Consider the following 22,099-nt stretch of genomic DNA (forward strand, 5'->3'; position numbering starts at 1 on the left):
ATAATGAAAATCTTCGTGAAAAACCGCTTTCCTGTCAAAAAACCCTTTAACCTTGTGCCCTAGACACCCCTATAACGGTTTAATCGTAGTCAGACAGGACAGTTTCGATGAACATTCACGAATATCAGGCCAAGGCGCTTCTTCGCAGCTATGGCGCTCCGGTCTCCGAAGGTCGCGCGGTTCTGCGCGCCGAGGAAGCCAAAACCGCAGCCGGTGAACTGGATGGCCCCCTTTGGGTCGTTAAGGCGCAAATCCACGCGGGTGGCCGCGGCAAGGGCAGTTTCAAAGAGTCCGACGCCGGCGAAAAGGGCGGTGTCCGTCTGACCAAATCCGTTGAAGAAGCCGCTGAAGAGGCCAAAAAGATGCTGGGCCGCACACTGGTCACACATCAAACCGGCCCCGCAGGCAAGCAGGTTAACCGCATCTATATCGAAGCTGGTTCCGGTATCGAGCGTGAGCTGTACCTGGCGCTGCTTGTGGATCGCCAGACCAGCCGCATCTCGTTCGTTTGCTCGACCGAAGGTGGCATGGACATTGAAGAGGTGGCCGCAGCGACGCCCGAGAAAATCCTGTCCTTCTCGGTCGACCCGGCAACCGGCTATCAGCCCTACCACGGACGCCGCATCGCGTTCTCGCTGGGCCTGGAAGGTGCGCAAGTCAAGCAATGCGTCAAGCTGATGAGCCAGCTGTATTCCGCCTTCGTTGAGAAAGACATGGAGATGCTGGAGATCAACCCGCTGATCGTGTCGGACAGCGGCGACCTGAAAGTTCTGGACGCCAAGGTCGGCTTTGACGGCAACGCGGTTTACCGCCACCCTGATATCGCCGAACTGCGTGATACGACCGAGGAGGACCCCAAGGAACTGGAAGCGTCGAAATACGACCTGAACTACATCGCGCTGGACGGTGAAATCGGCTGCATGGTGAACGGTGCGGGGCTTGCAATGGCGACGATGGATATCATCAAGCTTTACGGGGCTGAGCCTGCCAACTTCCTCGACGTGGGCGGCGGTGCCACCAAAGAGAAAGTGACCGAGGCGTTCAAGATCATCACCTCAGACCCGCAGGTCAAAGGCATTCTGGTCAACATCTTCGGCGGCATCATGCGCTGTGATGTGATCGCTGAGGGCGTTGTGGCGGCAGTGAAAGAGGTCGGCCTTAAGGTTCCGCTGGTCGTGCGTCTGGAAGGCACGAACGTTGAGAAAGGCAAAGAGATCATCAACACCTCTGGCCTGGACGTGATCGCGGCGGACAACCTGAAAGACGGTGCCGAGAAGATCGTGAAGGCGGTTAAGGGTTAATGGCGTCACGTTTCGCGATAGTCGGAGCAGTAATGGCTCTGATCGGTCTGGCGGGTTGCGACGCGCCGCCCTCCAGGGCCGACCAGGTACGTGCTCTTCCGGCAGTTACAATGGATACAGCACTGAATGCATTTAAGCAGGTCTGCGAGAATGGCGGCGGCGACCCAACCGGTGGAGCCGTTTCATTCGAACGTCAGACGCTGAGCAACGGCAAAATGCTTTGCTCGATGCGTGCACGTCCAGCACCCGGAACTGACGCCTATACGGTGCTGCAACAACGCTACGGAAATGCCACTCGCATTCCGGGCAGTATTTTGCAGCAGTTTACGGGCTATCCGAACGGGCCCCTAATCTACATCCCCGGAATTGGTAACGGTGCAGGAGAAGGGACATTCCAGATCGGAGTGACTTCGTGATTATGCGCTCTGTCCGTTCTCATCTCTACCCGCGCGACACAGTCGCCGAACAGACAATTTTCTAAAGGAGCCACAAAATGGCAGTCCTCATCGACGAAAATACCAAAGTGATCTGTCAGGGCTTTACCGGCTCGCAGGGCACATTCCACTCTGAACAGGCCATCGCATATGGCACCAAGATGGTCGGCGGCGTGACCCCTGGCAAAGGTGGGATGACCCATCTCGACCTGCCCGTATTCAACTCGGTCCACGAGGCCAAGGCGGTGACCGAAGCGAACGCCTCGGTGATTTATGTTCCGCCGCCGTTCGCGGCGGACTCGATCCTTGAGGCGATTGATGCCGAGATGGAAGTGATCGTTTGCATCACCGAAGGCATCCCGGTTCTGGACATGATGAAGGTGAAGCGCGCGCTGGAAGGTTCGAAATCTCGCCTGATCGGCCCGAACTGCCCCGGTGTCATCACGCCCGACGCCTGCAAGATCGGCATCATGCCCGGCCACATCCACAAGCGCGGCTCGGTCGGCGTTGTGTCGCGTTCGGGCACTCTGACTTATGAGGCCGTCAAGCAGACCACCGATGTGGGTCTGGGCCAATCCACCTGCGTGGGCATCGGCGGCGACCCGATCAAAGGCACCGAGCATATCGACGTGCTGGAATGGTTCCTGGCCGACGATGAAACTGAGTCGATCATCATGATCGGTGAGATCGGTGGTTCAGCCGAAGAAGAAGCCGCGCAGTTCCTGGCGGATGAGGCCAAGAAAGGCCGCAGGAAACCGACCGCCGGTTTCATCGCAGGCCGCACAGCCCCTCCGGGCCGCCGCATGGGTCACGCGGGCGCTATCGTCGCCGGCGGCAAGGGCGGTGCCGAGGACAAGATCGAAGCCATGCGCTCGGCCGGCATCGTCGTGGCCGAAAGCCCGGCGCAGCTGGGTGAGGCTGTGCTGGAAGCGATTGGGTAAGTGACGTTGATGAGCCTCGCTAGAGTTTCAATTCTCGCACTAGCGTCTTTTCTTTTGGCAGCACCAATTGCGGCAGAAGAAGAAGTATCCGCCATTGCGACTATTGATATGTGCGAGGCTCGCTACTCTTCCATTACAGACCTCGTAGAGCGAGCAGAAGGTTTGGGTTGGCAGCAAGTCAAAGGCGCGGAGGCTGAAGAAGTTGTTGACCGAACCGTTTGGATCGCATTGCCCTCTCTCAAGTCGGACGAGATTGACCCCGAAAATACAAATGGAACATTTTGCCTTGGCCAACTCCCAATGGATTGCAGCCGCCCTGAGATTGGCCAAGCACGCTTGAACGATCAAGCTCACTACGTGGCTTTTTCCGCACACAATTCCGCGCTTCTGATATTCGTTGACTTCGGGGGTTCGGATCAAAAATCTGAAAAAGACTTTGTAGAGTACAAAAGCTCTTGCACAGCAATATTTGGGCAAGGCAAAGCCTCTCGTGAACTCGGAAACGCCTTCAGCCGACCGGAATTGAAAAGAAACCCTTCCGGCACATCGCAGGTGATCTCGGAACGCACCAGAAATCCGAAACTTGATTGGCCCGACCCCCGAGTCACGTACCGCACTTCCATTCATGCACCTTATCCACACATACTTGAGGTCAAGGACTTGGAATGGCTTAACTATGTAACAGGTTTTGGAACCGGATACTCCTACACGTACCAAGCGGGGGATTCATGACCTTCTCTGACGCCATCCGCACCTGTTTCTCCAAGTTCTTCACCTTCTCGGGTCGTGCCTCGCGGCCCGAATACTGGTTCTTTTTCCTGTTCATCGTGATCTGGAACTTCATCGCTGGCATCATCGACTGGCAGTTCTTCACTCAGGTCTCGGTCAGCCAGACTGACGAGGTCAAAGCCGTAACTGCGACGTCCTCTGCGCCGGTGCAAAGCATCGTCGGCCTGATCGTGTTTGTCCCGCATCTGGCCGTCGCGTGGCGACGGATGCATGACACCGGGCGCAGCGGGCTTTTTGCCTTGCTACCGATCCTGCTGATCCTCGGTGCCGGGGCGGTTCTGTTCTTCGGCATCGGCCTTGCCTCCAGTTTCCAGCATGGCGGCAATCTGGACATCCTGTTCACCCGCGCCACGTTGCTGGTCGTTATCCCGACACTGCTTGTTTTGTTTGTGTCGCCCCTCCTGGTTCTGTGGTGGCTGACCCGCCCCAGCCAGCCAGGCACCAATCAATACGGTCCCAACCCACATGAGGTAGCCCAATGACCGAACATACGCCCAACTCTGCCTTTCATGCCTCTAGCTTTATGCAGGGGCATAATGCCGAATATCTGGAGCAGCTTTATGCCCAGTACACCAAGGACCCGAACGCGGTGGATGCTGCCTGGGTCGAGTTCTTCCGGCAGATGGGCGACGCCACCCCGGACGTCCAGCGCGAGGCCGAAGGGCCGTCCTGGGCACGGACCGACTGGCCGCCGATGCCGACGGATGATCTGACCGGTGCATTGACGGGCGAATGGGCCGAAATCGATGCTAAGGCAGCGGGCGACAAGATCAAGGACAAGGCCGAAGCCAAGGGCGTTCAGGTCAGTGAAGATCAGATAAAGCGTGCGGTGCTGGACAGTTTGCGGGCGCTGATGCTGATCCGGGCCTATCGCATCCGGGGCCATCTGGCCGCCGATCTGGACCCGCTGGGCATGCGCGCGGCCAGCACCCACCCTGAGTTGGACCCCAAGACTTACGGCTTCACCGAGGGCGACATGGATCGCCCGATCTTTATCGACAACGTGCTTGGGCTGCAGATGGCCAGCATGCGCCAGATCGTCGAAATCGTGAAACGCACCTATTGCGGCACGTTCGCGCTGCAGTACATGCATATCTCAAATCCGGAAGAAGCCGCGTGGCTGAAAGAGCGGATCGAAGGGTACGGCAAGGAAATCCAGTTCACCAAGGAAGGCCGCAAGGCAATCCTGAACAAGATGGTCGAGGCCGAAGGGTTCGAGAAGTTCCTGCATGTGAAATACATGGGCACCAAGCGCTTTGGTTTGGACGGCGGTGAGGCGCTGATCCCCGCGATGGAGCAGATCATCAAGCGCGGCGGCGCGCTGGGTGTCAGCGATATCGTCATCGGTATGCCGCACCGGGGCCGTCTGAACATTCTGGCGAATGTGATGCGCAAACCCTATCGCGCCATCTTCAACGAGTTCCAGGGCGGCAGCTTCAAACCCGAAGATGTCGACGGTTCCGGCGACGTGAAATACCACCTCGGCGCGTCCAGCGACCGAGAGTTTGACGGCAACAGCGTCCATCTGTCGCTGACTGCCAACCCCTCGCACCTTGAGGCGGTGAACCCGGTTGTTTTGGGCAAGGTCCGCGCCAAACAGGATCAGTTGGGTGACGAAGACCGCACCAAGGTGATGGGCATCCTGTTGCACGGCGATGCGGCCTTTGCGGGTCAGGGTGTTGTGGCCGAAGGGTTCGGCCTGTCGGGCCTAAAGGGTCATAAAACCGGCGGCACAATGCATATCGTGGTGAACAACCAGATCGGTTTTACAACTGCGCCGCATTTCAGCCGCTCGAGCCCCTACCCCACGGATATCGCCCTGATGGTTGAGGCACCGATCTTCCACGTGAATGGAGACGATCCCGAAGCTGTGACACATGCCGCCAAGGTAGCGACCGAATTTCGTCAGAAGTTCCACAAGGACGTGGTTATCGACATCTTTTGCTATCGCCGGTTTGGTCACAACGAGGGCGATGAGCCCATGTTCACCAATCCGATCATGTACAAGAAGATCAAGACGCATAAGACCACTTTGTCGCTGTACACGGAACGTCTGGTCAAAGACGGTCTGATCCCCGAAGGCGAAATCGAGGACATGAAAGCCGCCTTCCAGGCACATCTGAATGATGAGTTTGAGGCCGGGAAGGACTATAAGCCCAACAAGGCCGACTGGCTGGACGGGCGCTGGTCGCATCTGGACAAGAACAAAGATGAATATGTCCGCGGCGACACTGCGATAAAGCCGGAAACTTTAGCTGAGATTGGCAACGCGTTAACCCACGCGCCCGACGATATTGCGGTACATAAGACAGTCGCGCGTCTGCTGGACCACAAAAAACAGATGTTCGAAAGCGGCAAAGGTTTCGACTGGGCGACGGGTGAGGCTCTGGCATTTGGCTCGTTGCTGACCGAAGGCTATCCGGTACGTTTGTCTGGTCAGGACGCAACGCGCGGGACGTTCAGCCAACGCCACTCGGGGTTCGTGCATCAGGAAACCGAAGAACGGTTTTATCCGCTGAACAACATTCGCGAAGGGCAGTCGAAGTATGAAGTGATCGACTCGATGCTCAGCGAATATGCGGTTCTGGGTTTCGAATACGGGTTTTCGCTGGCAGAACCGAATGCGCTAACCCTTTGGGAAGCGCAGTTTGGTGACTTCGCCAACGGCGCACAGATCATGTTCGACCAGTTCATCAGCTCGGGCGAAAGCAAGTGGCTGCGCATGTCCGGTCTGGTTTGCCTGTTGCCTCATGGCTTCGAGGGTCAAGGGCCCGAACACTCATCGGCGCGCCTGGAACGGTTCCTGCAGATGTGTGGCCAGGACAACTGGATCGTGGCCAACTGCACGACACCGGCGAACTATTTCCACATCCTACGCCGTCAGTTACACCGCACCTTCCGCAAGCCGCTAATTCTGGTGACACCCAAATCGCTGCTGCGTCACAAGCTGGCGGTCAGCAAGGCCGAAGAATTCACCACCGGTTCAAGCTTCCACCGCGTGTTGTGGGATGATGCGCAACATGGCAACTCAGACACCAAATTGGTCAAGGACGACAAGGTCAAACGCGTGGTGATGTGTTCCGGCAAGGTCTACTACGACCTGCTGGAAGAACGCGACGCGCGCGGCATCGACGACGTGTACCTCATGCGGATCGAACAGTTCTATCCCTTCCCGGCGCATTCGCTGATTAACGAGCTTGAGCGCTTTAAGGGGGCCGAAATGATCTGGTGCCAGGAAGAACCCAAGAACCAGGGTGCCTGGACCTTTATCGAACCGAATATTGAGTGGGTTCTGACCCGCATCGGCGCCAAGCACACAAGGCCGCGTTACGTCGGCCGCGCCACATCGGCTTCGCCCGCAACGGGTCTGGCCAGCCAACACAAAGCCCAACAAGAAGCGCTGGTGAACGAAGCGCTGAGCATTGAAGGAAAGTAAACGATGACGATTGAAGTTCGTGTTCCCACGCTTGGCGAGTCGGTTACCGAAGCCACGGTTGCGACATGGTTCAAGAAACCCGGTGACGCTGTAGCCGTTGATGAAATGCTGTGTGAGTTGGAGACCGACAAGGTCACGGTCGAAGTCCCCTCTCCTGTCGCTGGCGTGATGGGCGAAATTGTCGCCGCCGAAGGCGAAACCGTTGGTGTTGACGCTCTGCTGGCCACCATCGCCGCCGGTGAAGGCGCAGCCCCGGCCGCTGCACCAGCCCCTGCGGCAGCGGCAGCTCCGGCGGCGTCCAGCGGCAGTGTTGACGTCATGGTGCCGACCTTGGGTGAATCCGTGACCGAAGCAACTGTTTCGACCTGGTTCAAGCAGGTCGGCGACAGCGTCGCGCAGGACGAAATGCTGTGCGAGTTGGAAACCGACAAAGTCTCGGTCGAGGTTCCGGCCCCGGCTGCGGGTGTTCTTGCTGAAATCGTAGCACCCGAAGGCGCAACTGTAGACGCGACAGCCAAACTGGCGGTTATCTCAGGCGCGGCAGGAGGTGCAGCAGCGGCTCCGGCACAAGCGGCGGCAGCCCCGGCTACAACCACAAGTACCGGCAAAGATGTGGCCAATGCGCCGTCGGCTGAAAAGGCGATGGCCGAAGCTGGCCTGTCCACAGATCAAGTCACCGGCACCGGTCGCGATGGCCGGATCATGAAAGAGGATGTCGCCCGCGCGGCAGCAACAGCTGCAGCCCCGGCTCCTACAGCGGCCGCTCCTGCCCCGGCACAAGCGCCTCGGGCGCCGGTTGCGGCGCAGGACGCCGCCCGTGAAGAGCGCGTGCGCATGACCCGCCTTCGCCAGACCATCGCCAAGCGTTTGAAAGATGCGCAAAACACCGCGGCAATCCTGACCACCTTCAACGAGGTGGACATGACCGAGGTGATGGCCCTGCGCAATGAGTACAAAGAGCTGTTCCAAAAGAAGCACGGCGTGAAACTGGGCTTCATGTCCTTCTTCACCAAGGCTTGCTGCCACGCGCTGAAAGAAGTTCCCGAAGTCAACGCCGAAATTGATGGCACCGACATCGTCTACAAAAACTTCGTCCACATGGGCGTTGCCGCCGGCACGCCGCAGGGCCTGGTTGTTCCGGTCATCCGTGATGCAGACAGCATGTCCTTTGCCGCCATCGAAAAAGCCATTGCCGAAAAAGGCAAGCGCGCACGCGACGGCAAACTTTCGATGGCCGAGATGCAGGGCGGAACCTTCACCATCTCGAACGGCGGCGTCTATGGCTCGCTCATGTCTTCTCCGATCCTGAACCCGCCGCAATCGGGCATTCTGGGCATGCACAAGATCCAGGACCGTCCGATGGTCATAAATGGTGAGATCAAGATCCGCCCGATGATGTATCTGGCTCTGTCTTATGACCACCGGATTGTCGACGGCAAGGGCGCAGTGACGTTCCTTGTACGTGTGAAAGAGGCGCTGGAAGATCCGCGCCGCCTGCTGATGGATCTGTAATCATGGCAACACATGTACTCTGGCAAGCTGACGTGGCCGATTTCGATGCCTGGCTAAAGGTGTTTCAGGAAGACAAACCGATGAGGGAGGCCGCGGGCATCCGCGACCTCCATATCTGGAAAGACCCGGATCAGAAAGATCATGCGGTTGCCATGTTCGAAGTGACCGATCTGGAAAAAGCGCAGAACTTCTTCGACTCTGAAGAACTGGCGATGCATCACGAACGCGGTGGTGTGGCACATATTCAGGTCAAGGTTCTGGAACCTGTCTGAAGGCATGCGACTGCGCCTCCGCGTCGGGGGCGCAGCACGAATGGGTAAGGCGATGACTTTCGACGGATCAAAGAGAACCAACGGATGACCACTGAACTAACCGTCCTGACCCTTGCCGCGCTACTGTGGGTCGTACAATTCGTGGCCTATCTGGCTGCGGGACACGGTAAGATTGACCTTGGCCATGCAGTTGGTCCACGTGATACCCCATTTGACAAGCCTGGCGTTTCGGGACGCCTGCATCGCGCGCTCAGCAACCACACCGAAGGGTTGGTCTTGTTCGCAATCGCAGCGCTTGTTGTGACGGTTTCGGGCCAATCGAACGGTTTCACAGCCGCCTGTAGCTGGATCTATCTGGTCGCCCGTATCCTCTATGTCCCGGCCTACGCTTTGGGTTGGACGCCTTGGCGAACCGTGATCTGGCTCGTTGGCCTGTCGGCCAACACTGTAATGTTGCTGGCTGCTGTCTTTTGATTCAGACGCCGGCGTGGATAAAGTAATGGGGAGACGTCCCGGTGTGCAGACAATTGCCGCCATCCCCGTAAACGACAAGGACATGACACATGGCAAATTATGACGTTATCGTAATCGGATCGGGCCCCGGCGGCTATGTTTGCGCCATCCGCTGCGCTCAGCTGGGCCTGAAAACCGCATGTGTCGAAGGGCGCGATACTCTGGGTGGCACGTGCCTGAACGTGGGATGCATCCCCTCGAAGGCGCTGCTGCATGCCAGTCATCAGCTTCACGAGGCCGAGCACAACTTTGCCAAGATGGGTCTGAAGGGCAAAAGCCCCTCGGTCGATTGGAAACAAATGCAAAGCTACAAGCAGGAAACCATCGACGGTAACACCAAGGGCATCGAGTTCCTGTTCAAAAAGAATAAGATCGACTGGCTGAAAGGCTGGGGCTCGATCCCTGCAGCCGGTCAGGTCAAAGTGGGTGACGAGCTCCACACCGCCAAGAACATCATCATCGCATCGGGGTCCGAGCCGTCCTCGCTGCCTGGTGTCGAGGTGGACGAAAAGGTTGTCGTGACCTCAACCGGTGCGCTATCGCTGGGCAAGGTTCCGAAAAAGATGGTTGTGATCGGCGCAGGTGTAATCGGGCTTGAGCTGGGCTCGGTCTATCAGCGTCTGGGCGCTGAGGTGACTGTGATCGAATTCCTAGACGCGATCACCCCCGGCATGGACCCTGAAGTTCAGAAAACATTCCAGCGCATCCTCAAGAAACAGGGCCTGAAATTTGTCATGGGCGCTGCGGTCCAAAAAACCGAAGCCACCAAGACCAAAGCCAAGGTGACCTACAAGCTGCGCAAGGATGACAGCGAGCATGTGATCGAGGCGGATACCGTGCTGGTCGCAACCGGCCGCAAACCGTACTCAGATGGATTGGGTCTTGAAGCTTTGGGCGTTGAAATGACACCGCGCGGTCAGATCAAGGTGGGTGCCGACTGGCAGACAAATGTGCCGGGTGTTTACGCCATCGGTGACGTGACCGAAGGCCCGATGCTGGCTCATAAGGCTGAAGACGAAGGTATGGCCGCCGCCGAGCAGGTTGCGGGCAAGCATGGCCACGTGAACTACGGCGTTATCCCCGGTGTGATCTACACATGGCCCGAGGTTGCCAATGTGGGCGAAACCGAAGAGACTCTGAAAGAACAGGGCCGCGCTTATAAGGTCGGAAAATTCATGTTCATGGGCAACGGCCGCGCCAAGGCGAACTTGATGACAGACGGTTTCGTCAAAATTCTCGCTGACAAAGAGACTGATCGCATTCTGGGATGCCATATCATCGGTCCGGGCGCTGGCGACCTGATCCACGAGGTCTGTGTCGCAATGGAATTCGGTGCCTCGGCCGAGGATCTGGCCCTGACTTGCCACGCCCACCCGACATATTCCGAAGCCGTCCGTGAAGCTGCCTTGGCTTGCGGCGACGGACCAATCCACAGCTGATACAACGACCCCGGCGGCCCTCAGGTGGCCGGGGTCAACCACGCATCCAGATAGATTTCCAACCTGTCTGAAAAGCTCTGCGCCTCGTGCAGAGCGCAAAACTTCAGCGACATCGACTGAATAGCAAAAGCCTGAACACCTTCGGCCAGCAGATCGGGGGAAATGTCATGGCGTACTTTTGCGGTTTCCAACCAGCCAGCAACCAGCCGGACATAGCGTTCAAAGCAGCGCGCGATGGGCCCAATTTCGGTGATCGCCGTAGCGCCTGAATATCGAATGATCAGATCAAACACATAACGCTCGGACGTCATGAACGCGTGGATCGGTTGCAGGGCATCGGCGATTTCGGGGGCCGTGCGGGGAACCGAACCCTGTTCGACCTGATCGAAACAGGCAACCAGCCTTTCACCGATAAGCATTTCCATTAGTGCGTCTTTGTCCCGGAAATGCGCGAAAAAGGTCCCCTTGGCGACGCCGGCGGCCTGAACAACATCCTCTACTCGCAAAGCCTGATAGCCGTTTCGCTCGATAACGTCCTCGGCGGCCACGATTAATCGTGCGCGGGTTTTGAGTGTTCTTTTTTGAACTGTCTTCTGCATAAGCCCTGTTTGCATGTTTTTTGACCGCGGTCAAATTTTAATATTGACCATGGTCACTTTATAATTCTAAAAACTGACCATGGTCATTTTTTGGAGATTCCCAATGAAACCCAAGAAAATTCTCATCCTCGACGGACACCCAGGCGACACCAGCCTGTCGCGCACCTTTGCCGAAACCTATGCCGATGCGGCCCGGAAACAGGGGCACGACGTTCGAATGATTCACCTTAGTGAATTGCAGTTCGACCACGATTTTGGTCAGGGCAATTATGAAGACTTCAAACCGTTAGAGCCGGTACTTGAAAAGGTCCTGCAGGACTTCGAGTGGAGCGAGCATCTGGTTTTGACAACGCCAATGTGGTGGGGTGGATTGCCTGCAAAACTGAAAGGTCTGATTGACCGGACTTTTATCCCCGGACGCACGTTCGATACACGCAATACGACCAGAATCGGATTTCCGGCCCCTATGCTGACCGGACGGACGGCACGTGTCATCCTGACGTCAGACACCCCCGGCTGGTTCATGCGCCTGATCTATCGCCAGGCCTTGATCCGTCAGGTCCGTGCACAGATTCTGGGATTTGTCGGGTTCAAACCGACCCGATTTACCTATTTCGCTGGTGCCAGCTATCCCAAACCCGGCAGCGTGGACCGCTGGATAAACAAGGTCGCCAGAATTGGTGCCGCGGCGGCATAATCACCACATGGTTTTCTCGGCGCGCGCGCCCCATTCCCTATCATAGCGCGCGCCCCATTCCTCACCATCGGATGCTTCAGCCAGAATTTCGCCGACTGTAGGCAAATGGACCGCCTCGTCACCACTGCGCCATGTGCGCGCGCGCATCAGGGCACGGGCGCATTGCGTGTAAACCTCGGCAATTTCGATGACGATAACTGTAGCAGGACGCTTACCCTGTTTTTCGAAACGGTCCCTCAACGACTCATCCGAGGTCACTTTGGCCGTTCCGTTCAGCCGGACCACATTGTCAGATCCCGGAACCATGAACATCAAAGACACACGCGGATCGCGCACAATGTTTCGCAAACTGTCCAGACGGTTGTTGCCGCGCCAATCCGGCATCGCCAGCGTGTGCGGGTCAAGCTCCAACACGACCGGGCCGTCGTCACCACGCGGGCTGCCGTCGACGCCATCGGGGCCGACAGTGCTGAGGATACACAAGCGCGAAGCCATGATCCATTTGCGGTACAGCGGCGTCAGATGCCGCGCGACTTTGCGCAGTGACGCCGCACCAGCCTTGCCGTACAGCGCTTCGAGCGCTTCGATGTCGTTAACGTACTCCATCCGGATCAAACCCCACTTCTCGCATCAACGCGTTGGATCGCGTCTCAATAACGTCTTCGAGGCGTCCCAGAAAGACATCCCGTGCGACGCCCGGTTCAATCGGATCAAGAAAATCGACGATCGCCAGACCGGGTTTTCGCATGACTCCGGTACGCGGCCAGAATACGCCCGCATTTGTTGCGACAGGCACACAAGGAAAACCCAGCCCTTCATACAGAACTGCCGTGCCGACCTTGTAGGGTTTCTGAACCCCCGGTGCGACCCGCGTGCCCTGCGGATAAATCACAAGCTGGCCGGGCTCGGAAAACTCTTTGGACACGTCCTTGACCATCTTGGCAACCGCCGCGCCCTTTTTGCCCCGATCGACTGGAATGCACCCAAGGCGACGGGCGTAAAGGCCGATAACCGGGGTATACAGCAGTTCCCTCTTCATGATGAACTTACCATGCGGAATGGCGGCGAAGATCATGATGATATCGAGGAAGGACTGGTGCTTGGCACCGATCACGACCTCGTCCACGGGAACGTCTCCGCGAACCTCACAGCGAATACCCACCATCCAACCGGCCAACCACATCGTCGAACGCGCATAGGTTTTGCAAGCTTGCAAAGCGCCGCGTTTGGCAAACAGCGCGTAGGGCGCGAATACAATGCCAAGGATCAGCATCCACACATAAATCACGATCATGAAGATCAAAGAGCGCACCCATTGAATCGCTGTGGCCATCAGGAAAGCTCCTTCAATTTACGTACGGCGGCTGTCCAGGTGGCCAAGAACGCCACCGCAGCCCCCAGCAGAGGTATCAGCGCAGGCAACAGCCAGCCAACCCCCTGAAAACCCAATCCAGTTAGAAAACCGCCCTCTTGCGAGGCTTCGGGCAACAGTAGAACGCCCGTCATGCCAACCAGCATACCGACCAGCGCGCCAAAGAATGCGCGATAAGTGAACCGCCGTACAAATGCTCTTGCGATGAAACGATCACGGGCACCAATCAGGCGCAGCACTTCGATGATCTGTGCGTTGGCCGCCAGCGAGGCATTGGCTGCCAGCGTAATCATCGCCGCCGTTGCACCGCCAATCAGCAGGATAGACACCCAGCCCAACCGCCGCAACGAGCGTGCCGCCTCGACCAGCGGCTCGCGCCATCGCGAGTGGTCGTCCAGCACGGCTCCGGGCACTTCGGCACCAAGCCGCAAGCGCAATCCCGCCGCATCAAGCCCCGGTTCGCCCTCGATGATTTCGATCAGTTGTGGCACCGGCAGCGTGTCCAGCGGCAAATCCGGACCGAACCACGGGGACAACAGTGCAACCTGTTCCTCCGCGCTCAAGGCACGGGCAGACGCAACGCCGGGGGTTTGCGACAGCACGGTCAGCGCAGCTTCGGTCTGGGCGGCAAGCTGCTCGGCAGGCGCGTTGATGCGCAAGGTGGCGGCTCCGGCAAGTTCCGATGCCCAACGGTCGGCCAGTCGGCCCGAGGCCAGCGATAATGCAAGTGCGAATACGGCCAAAAAGGCCATCGCGCCGGAAACGAACAGGGTCAGCTGCGCCGTGTAGCCGGACGGAGGAACAACCCGGTCCGCGCGTTTGTCGCGCGCCAAAAGGCTGCGGATGGTATCTTTGCTCATAGATCCGCTCCGGCCAGTTGAATCTGACGCTGGGAAATGCGCAAGACGCGGGCCTGAACCTGGCTTTTGGCGGCGCGTATCAGGCTCAGGTCATGGGTCGCGATCAGCACGGTTTTGCCCATCTTGTTCAACTCGACCAACAGGCGCAGCAACCGTTGGGACATTTCCCAATCCACGTTGCCGGTCGGTTCATCGGCCAACACAACGTCTGGCGACAGGATCACCGCCCTCGCCAACGCTGCACGCTGACGTTCACCCCCCGAAAGCTCGGGCGGAAGCGCATCAAGACGTGTGCCCAGCCCGACCCAGTTCAGCAATTCCAACAGGTCTTCTTTCTGAGCGTTCTCGCCCTTGCCAGACACCATCAATGGTAACGCGACGTTTTCAGCCAAGGTCATATGGTCCAGAAACCGGCAATCCTGATGCACGACTCCGACCCGGCGACGCAACAGTGCCATCTGATCCCGGTCCAGACGTGCTATGTCCTGCTCAAAAGCGTTCAGCCGGCCCGACGTGGGCAGCAACGCGCCATAACACAGCTTGAGCAATGTCGTCTTGCCCGCACCCGACGGACCTGTCAGAAAATGGAACGACCCCGGCTGCAACTGAAGCGAAACATCGCTCAGCAATTCACCATCGCCATAGGTGTAGCTGACGTTTTCCAGCTCGATCACAAGGGCCCCCGTTTATTGTTGCCGCTCTTCTTGCCCGAGCGCGGTTGTGGTTTCAATGCCTGCACCGGGTCGATTTGGTGACACTTGACGTTGGAAACCGAAAACACCCTTTGCTGTCAGGTCTTAACGGAATATCATTCCTGAAAAAACTATTATCAGGTCGGCGCCCCGACCGGGAGGCAGCATGCGTCTTACTTGTCCGAATTGTGGTGCTCAGTACGAAGTACCAGACGAGGTCATCCCTGAGGAAGGCCGCGATGTGCAGTGTTCCAACTGCGAAAAGACATGGTTTCAGGCCAAGCACCCCGAAACCGCGGCTGAACCGGTAAAGCCGGAACCCGCTACGCCCGTGGTCGAACCTGCGGCAAAGGCAGCAAGCACAGAGATTGTCGCGAAGCCTGTCGAAGAGCCCAAATCAGCGCCAGAGCCCGCCGAGGCATCCTCAACCGGGAATGTCGATCCGGCTGTTGCCAATATCCTCAAGGAAGAGGCAGAACGGGAAGCGGACCTACGCGCGCAGGAAGGCGGCAGCCTTGAGACGCAGACCGATTTGGCGCTAGACGCACCTCCCGAAGTGGAAAAGGCCGCCAAGGACCTGATCGCAACGGAAACCGCGAAGGATTCCGGTCAGAAAGACGCACTGCCCGATGTCGAGGCAATCAATTCCAGCCTGCGCAGTGACGATCCCCTGCCAAAGTTGGACGAGGATGTGCCCCCGCCACGAAAATCCGGCGGATTCCGGCGCGGGTTTCTGCTGATTCTGATCATCGGGGTGATCCTGCTGCTGATTTACAGCAACTCGCAGAAGATTTCCGAAGCGGTCCCGCAGGCCGATCCGGTTCTCAGCAGCTATGTCTCGCTGGTCGATCAGGCACGTTTGTGGATTGAGACACAGGCCGGCTCAGGCACGTCTCAGAACTGACCTCACATCAGAATCTCTCTAACAAACGTTTGAGATATTCCAGTTCGATCTGGGGGCGATCCGATTCCCCAGTCCGGCGGCGGATTTCGTCCAGCAACTCGCGCGCGCGGCGATAGACGTCTTCACCCTGCAGCAAGTTTTCGTCGGTCGAGATTGTGCCGTTGGCCCCGGGGCTGCGACCCAATGGGTCACGGTTGTTGGCTTGCATGTCGCCTTCCTGCGAACCCTGTCCCGGTTGGTTCTGCTGATTTTGCGCCAAAGCTTCGCCTAAAGAGCGCATACCTTCGCGAAGGGCCTCCATCGCCTCAGACTGCTGGTCGATGGCTTCGGCCAGATCGTCGCCACGCAGAGCTTCTTCGGCACCTTCCATCGCACGCCCGGCACGGTCCAGCGCATCGCGGGCAGCATCGCCCTCGGGGGTTCCAGCACCGGGCAATCCCTGCTGCTGGCGGTTCAGTTCATCGCGCAAAGCCTGTTGACGATCCGCAAGTGACCCTTGGCTTTGCTGGCCGCCGCCGCCCTGCTCATCGGTCCCCCGTCCTTGGCCACCCTGTCCTTCGTGACTCTGACCGCGTCCCTGCCCGCCCGAGCGGCCTTCGTTGCCCTGGCTTTCACCAGATTGCGCGCCGGGGTTGAACTGTTCCTGCAGATCTCGGAAGGCCTGATCACTTAGACCCTGCTGTTCGCGCAGAGTTTCTGCCAGCCCTTCCATCGCCTGCTGGCCTTCGGACTGCTGCCCCTGTCCCTGGCCCTGGGTGACGCGCATATTCTCCATCATCTGCTGGAACTCTTCCAAGGCCTGTTGCGCCTCGGCCATGCGGCCTTGCTCCATCAGTTCCTGAATGCGGTCCATCATGCGCTGCAGGTCGTCCTGCGTCATCTGCATGGTCTCGCCGTTCTGGCCTTGCTGGTTTTCGTCGAACTCGCCGTTCTCCTGTGCCAGCCGCTGCAACTGGCGCAGATAGTCCTGCGTCGCTTCACGCAGTTCCTGCATAAGTTCGGCGATCTCTTCGTCGGTGGCCCCGTTTTTCATTGCCTCGGTCAGGCGTTCCTGCGCACGGCGCATCCGTTCCAGCGCATCAGCAAGGGTGCCCTCTTCGATTAGCACCCCAAGCTCCCAAAGCGCTTCAGCAATTTCTGCCTGCTGTTCCGGCTTCAGCCCGTACTCGTTGAACATCTCTAACCGGCGCAGAATCACGCGCAGGCGCAGATAGGCGGTGTCGGAACGGAAAAGTTCTTCGGGCAGGTGCGATACTGCCCGCAACATCTGCGAAACCCGGGTTGCGTTTTCACGTGTCCACAGCAGGTCGCGGCGCTGTTCGATCACTGCTGCCGCCAACGGGTCAAAGAACCGGCGTGCGGGCAGCGCAGTCAGGTGTGGCTCGGATTGCGTTTCCTGCTCGGCCGCATCACGGGCCATCAGAGTAATTTTTACTGGCAAATGCGCCCAAGGGTGCTGCGAGAAATCCTCAATCAGGTCCTCGGTGAAATCCGCCCGGTCGCCGGTGATTGGCATGGGCAGCTCAACCGATATGACTTCGCGCGGCTCAGGCGCGGCGGACAGGCCATACCGGCGGTCGACAGAGGTTAGATCCAGTTCGATCACCGCCGAGCCGGAAATGACCCCATAATCGTCGCTTGCAGCAAATGGCAGTTTCATCTGACCACCAGCCTCTGACTCGGCTGAACCGGCTACGGCCACTTGAGGGGGAGCATCTGCGATGACGTTCAGCGTCCAGTCCCGGCCCGATGGGCCGTCGATCTTCAACTGCCCCGAGCGGTCGACAACAAAATCCTGTTCCGGTTCGGTTGCCGCCTCGGTACCCAAGGGCGTGGTGTTTTCGGTCAGGCTGTGCGCGCCAACTTCTCCGTAAAAGCGCAGAGTGATGCGGCTGCCCTGCGGGACAGATAATGTCGGATCGGATTGATCGGCCAAATAGAGTGTCGGAAGCCCTGTATAACGCGGCGGCTCGACCCAGCCTTCCCAGCTGGGCCCCTGCCCGGCCACTGCAGCACCCGGCGTCATCTCGGCCACAGAGCCGATCCGCCAGAACGAACCGAACAGCGCCGCAATCACTAGCGCCAACAGCGCTGAATAGCGCAACGCAAAAGGGTCACGGTCGGCCAGCCGAAGATCGGGTTTGACGGGCTCTGCCTGCGCGACGCGTCGTGCCATCCGATTCTGGTGCGCGCGCCACAGGGCAACCGAATCCGCATCCTGGGAACCAATTGCCTGATCATCTATCAAAGCTTGAATTGGCCGCCCCGGCAGCGCCTCATCCAGCCGCATCAACGCCTCGGCCCGCATCGGGAAATGGAATCGCCTTGCGCCAATAAACAGCGTCGCGGCCAAACCCAACAGCGCCACCGCGCCAACGCCCCAGACAATTTCGACGCGGACCTCGTCATGCAAGCCCAGCATCAAAGCCGCCAGAATGGCCATCAAAACCGAGAAAAATGGCCAAAACGCGCGCAAAAACTGCTCGGCCAGCATTCCTGCGTGCGTCAGCCACAGGGACAGTCTTGGGATCGGCAGGTTGTGTTTTGCGCGCAAAGCGGGCCTCCTGATCGGGCCCGCGCGCCTATCGCGTCAAAGCCACTCAGGTATGGTATCGCGGTTTATGATTTCGTCAAAGCTTGGGCGTTCACGAATAACTGCAAATTGATCCCCATGCACAAGAACCTCTGGGATCAGGGGCCGGGTGTTATATTCGCTGGACATCACCGCACCATAGGCACCGGCACTGCGGAAGACGACCAGATCACCCGGTGCCAGCGGTGGCATGTTGCGCTGTTTGGCGAATGTATCACCGGTTTCGCAGACCGGACCAACGATATCATAGGGCTGCTGTTCGACGCCTGGAGCAGGTTCATTTACGGCCACGATGTCATGATGTGCCTCGTACATCGCCGGACGGATCAGGTCGTTCATCGCGCCGTCGAGGATCAGGAAGTCACGACCTTCGCCAGATTTCACGTAAATTACCTTGCTGACCATCAGACCGGCGTTTCCGGCAATCAGCCGGCCGGGTTCGATCTCGATCTCACAGCCCAGATGGCCCAGCGTTTTCTTGATCAACGCACCATATTCCACTGGCAACGGTGGTGCGTCATTCGCGCGGGTGTATGGAATGCCCAAGCCCCCGCCCAAATCCAGACGGCGGATATTGTGACCTTCAGACCGCAGCTTTTCCGTGAGTTCGGCGACCTTAGTGTAGGCCATCTCGAACGGCTCTAACTCAGTCAGTTGCGAGCCGATATGGACGTCGATACCGATCACCTCCAGCCCCGGAAGGCTGGCCGCATGTGCATAGACCTCGGAGGCGCGCGCGATTGGGATCCCAAACTTGTTCTCGGACTTGCCAGTCGCGATCTTGGCGTGGGTTTTGGCGTCCACATCCGGGTTCACCCGAACGGTGATTGGCGCGACCACTCCCAGCTCCAACGCGATGGTGTTGATCACTTCCATCTCGGGCTCGGATTCCACGTTGAACTGGCGGATGCCGCCACTCAGCGCAGTCCGTATCTCATCCGCGGTTTTGCCAACTCCTGAGAACACGATCTTGTCACCGGGCACTCCGGCGGCCTTGGCGCGCAGATATTCTCCGCCCGAGACCACATCCATCCCGGCCCCCGCCTGCGCCAACGTCTTTAGAATCGCCTGATTACTGGCGGCTTTCATCGCATAGCAGACCAGATGATCCGTTCCGTCCAACGCGTCATCGAACAGTTGGAAATGCCGTAGCAGAGTCGCGGTGGAATAGACGTAGAACGGGGTTCCGACCGCAGCAGCGATTTCGGAGATAGGGACATCCTCGGCGTAAAGCGCGCCGTCGCGGTAGAGAAAGTGATCCATACCTGCGCGCTTAGACCGAAACGGCCTCGCGGATCAATGGATTCCGCGCAAGATCAGTTCGATGTGGAAATGCCGACCTGGCCATAGCCCGAAATCGAGACCCCGGAACCACCCGAATTCGCCTCGGCTTTGGGCCGAGGTTTGTACGAGGGATCACATGCCGCCAGAACAACGAAGGACAAGATCAGGCCGATGGTTTTCATTGTCTCAGCTTCTTTTTGGATTTGGCGCAGGGCTATTCTGCCATACAGATAGGCATGGTTTTGCTAGTTTTCTATACGCGATTACAGCCCCAAAAAGACGCCGAGCCCACCGCGTTGCAAGCCAACACCGACACCGCCATAGGTGCCGCTGCTGCCGACGCCAATATTGGCGCTCATTGACGGTTGGATGGGTTCACCATCCGCTCCGCACCCGGCCAGGGCAAACCCGGCCGTGATCAGAATGACCACACGTAGTATCTGCATCACACCAGCGCCTTCCATCGCTTGATCTGGGCGCGGACCTGGTCAGGCGCCGTGCCGCCATAGGATTGGCGCGAGTTTACTGAATTTTCGACTGTAAGGACAGAATAGACATCATCGGTGATATCTGCGTGGACAGACTGCATGTCTTCCAGTGTCAGATCAGGCAGATCACAGCCCTTGCTTTCAGCCATTGCAACCAGCGAACCGGTGACGTGATGCGCATCGCGGAACGGCAGTCCCAGCACTCGGACCAGCCAATCGGCCAGATCGGTCGCGGTCGAGAAACCGGATCCGGCAGCGGCGGCAAGACTGTCCCGGTTGGCGGTCATATCCTTGACCATGCCTTCCATCGCCGCCAATGCCAGCATCCAGTTGTCGGCGGCATCAAAGACCTGCTCCTTGTCTTCCTGCATGTCCTTGGAATACGCCAGCGGCAATCCCTTCATAACCATCATCAGCGCAGTATTCGCGCCGTAAATCCGCCCCACCTTGGCACGGATCAGTTCCGCGGCATCAGGGTTCTTTTTCTGCGGCATGATTGACGATCCGGTCGAGAACCGGTCAGACAGCGTAACAAACCGGAACTGGGCCGAAGACCAGATCACCAACTCCTCGGCAAAGCGCGACAGGTGGACCGCACAGATCGAGGCGGCCGACAGGAATTCCAGCGCGAAATCGCGGTCGCTGACGGCATCCAGCGAGTTCGCGGCGGGGCGGTCAAAGCCCAGCGCCTCAGCCGTCATCTGACGATCGATGGGGAAGGACGTTCCAGCCAGCGCGGCGGCACCCAAGGGGGATTCGTTCATCCGAGCGCGGGCATCGCGAACGCGAGACAGGTCGCGGCCAAACATCTCGACATAGGCCATCATGTGGTGGCCCCAAGTGACGGGCTGAGCGGTTTGCAGGTGGGTAAAGCCGGGCATGACCCAATCGGCCCCGGCCTCGGCCTGCGCCAAAAGGGCGCGGATCAGGGCCAAAAGGCCCGATTCAGCCGCATCAAATTGATCGCGGACCCAGAGCTTAAAATCGGTCGCGACTTGGTCATTACGGCTACGGCCTGTATGCAAACGGCCCGCGGGCTCACCAATGATCTCTTTCAGGCGGGCCTCGACGTTCATGTGGATGTCTTCCAGCGCGGTCGAGAATTGAAACTCGCCGTTCTGGATTTCTGACAAAACGGTGAGCAGCCCTTCCCGAATAGCTTCGGCATCACTATCACTTATAACGCCTGTGGCAGCCAACATGGCGGCATGGGCGCGCGAGCCTGCGATGTCCTGGGCTGCCATCCGCTGATCGAACCCGATCGAGGCATTGATCGCCTCCATGATCGCGTCTGGACCGGCGGCAAAGCGGCCGCCCCACATCTGGTTCGAAGATTGATCGGTCATGTAAGAAAACCCGGAGTTGATATGCGCCTATTTCGTCTGATCCCCCTTTATATGGCCCTTGCCCTGGGTGCAAACGCGGCTTTGGCCACGGATGCCGAAACTCTGGCGCCGCTGCGGGAAGACACCCTTAAACGGTTGATCCTGCACAAAGAGCCAAAGCCCGTAGAGGCCGTTGAATTTCAGCTTGAGGATGACGGTGGCGTAGCAACGCTTGAGGACTACAAGGGCAAATACGTTCTGCTAAACTTCTGGGCCACCTGGTGTGCCCCCTGCCGCAAGGAAATGCCTCAGATTGCCGAGCTTCAAGAAGAGTTCGGAGGCGACAAGTTCGAGGTCCTGACGCTGGCCACCGGGCGCAATTCACCGGCCGGGATCAAGAAGTTCTTCGAGGAAAACGGCATCGATAACCTGCCCCGTCATCAGGACCCCCAATCGGCAGTTGCCCGCAAAATGGGCGTAATCGCTTTGCCGATCACCGTCATTCTGGACCCTGACGGCAATGAAATCGCCCGCCTGATCGGAGATGCCGAGTGGAATTCCGATAGCGCCAAGGCGATCGTTTCAACTCTGGTCGGGGCGGAAAGTTAACCGAACAAGAGTAATACCGAATCGTGGTAGTCTCTCTGG

23 protein-coding genes are annotated in these 22,099 nt (G+C 58.4%); 13 read left to right on the forward strand and 10 right to left on the reverse strand.

All coding sequences use genetic code 11. The features are described from left to right. The first annotated feature begins 107 nt into the window (after positions 1-107). From sucC to lpdA, 10 genes are all read left to right on the forward strand, one after another. Complete coding sequence (gene sucC / locus GOW16_RS11685) at positions 108-1,301, forward strand: ADP-forming succinate--CoA ligase subunit beta (protein WP_170415028.1); 1,194 nt, start codon at positions 108-110, stop codon at positions 1,299-1,301. A 32-nt stretch (positions 1,302-1,333) separates the two neighbouring features. Further along, positions 1,334-1,717, forward strand: coding sequence for a hypothetical protein (locus GOW16_RS11690; RefSeq protein WP_170415031.1), 384 nt, complete (start codon positions 1,334-1,336; stop codon positions 1,715-1,717). A 77-nt stretch (positions 1,718-1,794) separates the two neighbouring features. Further along, positions 1,795-2,676, forward strand: a complete 882-nt coding sequence (gene sucD, locus GOW16_RS11695; RefSeq protein WP_170415034.1) for a succinate--CoA ligase subunit alpha — start codon at positions 1,795-1,797, stop codon at positions 2,674-2,676. A 9-nt stretch (positions 2,677-2,685) separates the two neighbouring features. After that, positions 2,686-3,408 (forward strand): hypothetical protein, encoded by a 723-nt coding sequence (locus GOW16_RS11700; protein ID WP_170415037.1) that lies wholly within the window; start codon positions 2,686-2,688, stop codon positions 3,406-3,408. Further along, positions 3,405-3,947 (forward strand): DUF805 domain-containing protein, encoded by a 543-nt coding sequence (locus tag GOW16_RS11705; RefSeq protein ID WP_170415041.1) that lies wholly within the window; start codon positions 3,405-3,407, stop codon positions 3,945-3,947. Before GOW16_RS11700 ends, GOW16_RS11705 begins: the two co-directional genes overlap by 4 nt. Further along, positions 3,944-6,901, forward strand: coding sequence for a 2-oxoglutarate dehydrogenase E1 component (locus tag GOW16_RS11710; RefSeq protein ID WP_170415044.1), 2,958 nt, complete (start codon positions 3,944-3,946; stop codon positions 6,899-6,901). The genes GOW16_RS11705 and GOW16_RS11710 overlap by 4 nt, the downstream gene beginning before the upstream one ends. Positions 6,902-6,904: 3 nt before the next feature. After that, a complete protein-coding gene (gene odhB, locus GOW16_RS11715; protein ID WP_170415047.1) occupies positions 6,905-8,413 on the forward strand; it encodes a 2-oxoglutarate dehydrogenase complex dihydrolipoyllysine-residue succinyltransferase in 1,509 nt (502 codons plus the stop codon). Positions 8,414-8,415: 2 nt separating this feature from the next. After that, positions 8,416-8,685, forward strand: coding sequence for a hypothetical protein (locus GOW16_RS11720; RefSeq protein WP_170415050.1), 270 nt, complete (start codon positions 8,416-8,418; stop codon positions 8,683-8,685). 84 nt (positions 8,686-8,769) lie between these two features. After that, entirely contained in the window at positions 8,770-9,159 is a 390-nt protein-coding gene (locus GOW16_RS11725) for an MAPEG family protein (protein WP_170415053.1), read from the forward strand. 89 nt (positions 9,160-9,248) lie between these two features. Then, on the forward strand, positions 9,249-10,637 hold the full coding sequence (gene lpdA, locus GOW16_RS11730) for a dihydrolipoyl dehydrogenase (protein WP_170415056.1): 1,389 nt from the start codon (positions 9,249-9,251) through the stop codon (positions 10,635-10,637). A 20-nt stretch (positions 10,638-10,657) separates the two neighbouring features. On the opposite strand, the gene GOW16_RS11735 is transcribed toward lpdA, so the two are convergent. After that, entirely contained in the window at positions 10,658-11,236 is a 579-nt protein-coding gene (locus tag GOW16_RS11735; protein WP_170415344.1) for a TetR/AcrR family transcriptional regulator, read from the reverse strand. 103 nt (positions 11,237-11,339) lie between these two features. On the opposite strand from GOW16_RS11735, the gene GOW16_RS11740 reads away from it, so the two are divergent. Beyond that, positions 11,340-11,933 (forward strand): NAD(P)H-dependent oxidoreductase, encoded by a 594-nt coding sequence (locus GOW16_RS11740; protein ID WP_170415059.1) that lies wholly within the window; start codon positions 11,340-11,342, stop codon positions 11,931-11,933. Here the strand turns inward: GOW16_RS11740 and GOW16_RS11745 are convergent, their stop codons facing one another. From GOW16_RS11745 to GOW16_RS11760, 4 genes are read right to left on the reverse strand one after another with little or no spacing between them, the layout of a single operon-like run. After that, positions 11,934-12,539: a pyridoxamine 5'-phosphate oxidase family protein gene (locus GOW16_RS11745; RefSeq protein WP_170415062.1), complete on the reverse strand. Its 606-nt coding sequence runs from the start codon at positions 12,537-12,539 to the stop codon at positions 11,934-11,936. It lies immediately after the preceding gene. Further along, positions 12,526-13,266 carry a lysophospholipid acyltransferase family protein gene (locus GOW16_RS11750; protein ID WP_170415065.1) on the reverse strand — a complete coding sequence of 247 codons (741 nt, stop codon included), beginning with the start codon at positions 13,264-13,266 and terminating at the stop codon, positions 12,526-12,528. The genes GOW16_RS11745 and GOW16_RS11750 overlap by 14 nt, the downstream gene beginning before the upstream one ends. Continuing rightward, complete coding sequence (locus tag GOW16_RS11755; RefSeq protein ID WP_170415068.1) at positions 13,266-14,165, reverse strand: cell division protein FtsX; 900 nt, start codon at positions 14,163-14,165, stop codon at positions 13,266-13,268. The genes GOW16_RS11750 and GOW16_RS11755 overlap by 1 nt, the downstream gene beginning before the upstream one ends. Then, positions 14,162-14,839, reverse strand: a complete 678-nt coding sequence (locus tag GOW16_RS11760; protein WP_170415071.1) for a cell division ATP-binding protein FtsE — start codon at positions 14,837-14,839, stop codon at positions 14,162-14,164. Before GOW16_RS11760 ends, GOW16_RS11755 begins: the two co-directional genes overlap by 4 nt. A 184-nt stretch (positions 14,840-15,023) precedes the next feature. Between GOW16_RS11760 and GOW16_RS11765 the strand changes: the two genes are divergently transcribed. Continuing rightward, the gene (locus GOW16_RS11765) at positions 15,024-15,761 is read left to right on the forward strand and encodes a zinc-ribbon domain-containing protein (protein WP_170415075.1); all 738 of its coding nucleotides are present in this window, start codon (positions 15,024-15,026) and stop codon (positions 15,759-15,761) included. A gap of 7 nt (positions 15,762-15,768) precedes the next feature. Here GOW16_RS11765 and GOW16_RS11770 read toward each other — a convergent pair whose 3' ends face one another. The 5 genes from GOW16_RS11770 to argH form a co-directional block, all read right to left on the reverse strand. Then, the gene (locus GOW16_RS11770; protein WP_368039888.1) at positions 15,769-18,315 is read right to left on the reverse strand and encodes a TIGR02302 family protein; all 2,547 of its coding nucleotides are present in this window, start codon (positions 18,313-18,315) and stop codon (positions 15,769-15,771) included. Between the two features lie 36 nt (positions 18,316-18,351). Continuing rightward, positions 18,352-19,617: a diaminopimelate decarboxylase gene (gene lysA, locus GOW16_RS11775; RefSeq protein WP_170415077.1), complete on the reverse strand. Its 1,266-nt coding sequence runs from the start codon at positions 19,615-19,617 to the stop codon at positions 18,352-18,354. 53 nt (positions 19,618-19,670) lie between these two features. Further along, positions 19,671-19,820, reverse strand: coding sequence for a hypothetical protein (locus GOW16_RS11780; protein ID WP_170415080.1), 150 nt, complete (start codon positions 19,818-19,820; stop codon positions 19,671-19,673). Positions 19,821-19,901: 81 nt separating this feature from the next. Continuing rightward, positions 19,902-20,084, reverse strand: coding sequence for an argininosuccinate lyase (locus GOW16_RS11785; protein WP_170415083.1), 183 nt, complete (start codon positions 20,082-20,084; stop codon positions 19,902-19,904). Then, positions 20,084-21,472, reverse strand: coding sequence for an argininosuccinate lyase (gene argH, locus GOW16_RS11790; protein WP_170415086.1), 1,389 nt, complete (start codon positions 21,470-21,472; stop codon positions 20,084-20,086). Before argH ends, GOW16_RS11785 begins: the two co-directional genes overlap by 1 nt. Positions 21,473-21,493: 21 nt before the next feature. Between argH and GOW16_RS11795 the strand changes: the two genes are divergently transcribed. Then, positions 21,494-22,060: a TlpA disulfide reductase family protein gene (locus GOW16_RS11795; protein WP_170415089.1), complete on the forward strand. Its 567-nt coding sequence runs from the start codon at positions 21,494-21,496 to the stop codon at positions 22,058-22,060. The last annotated feature ends 39 nt before the right edge of the window (positions 22,061-22,099 follow it).

The organism is Ruegeria atlantica (assembly GCF_013033965.1).
In the GTDB taxonomy this organism is placed as follows: Bacteria; Pseudomonadota; Alphaproteobacteria; order Rhodobacterales; family Rhodobacteraceae; genus Ruegeria; species Ruegeria atlantica_D.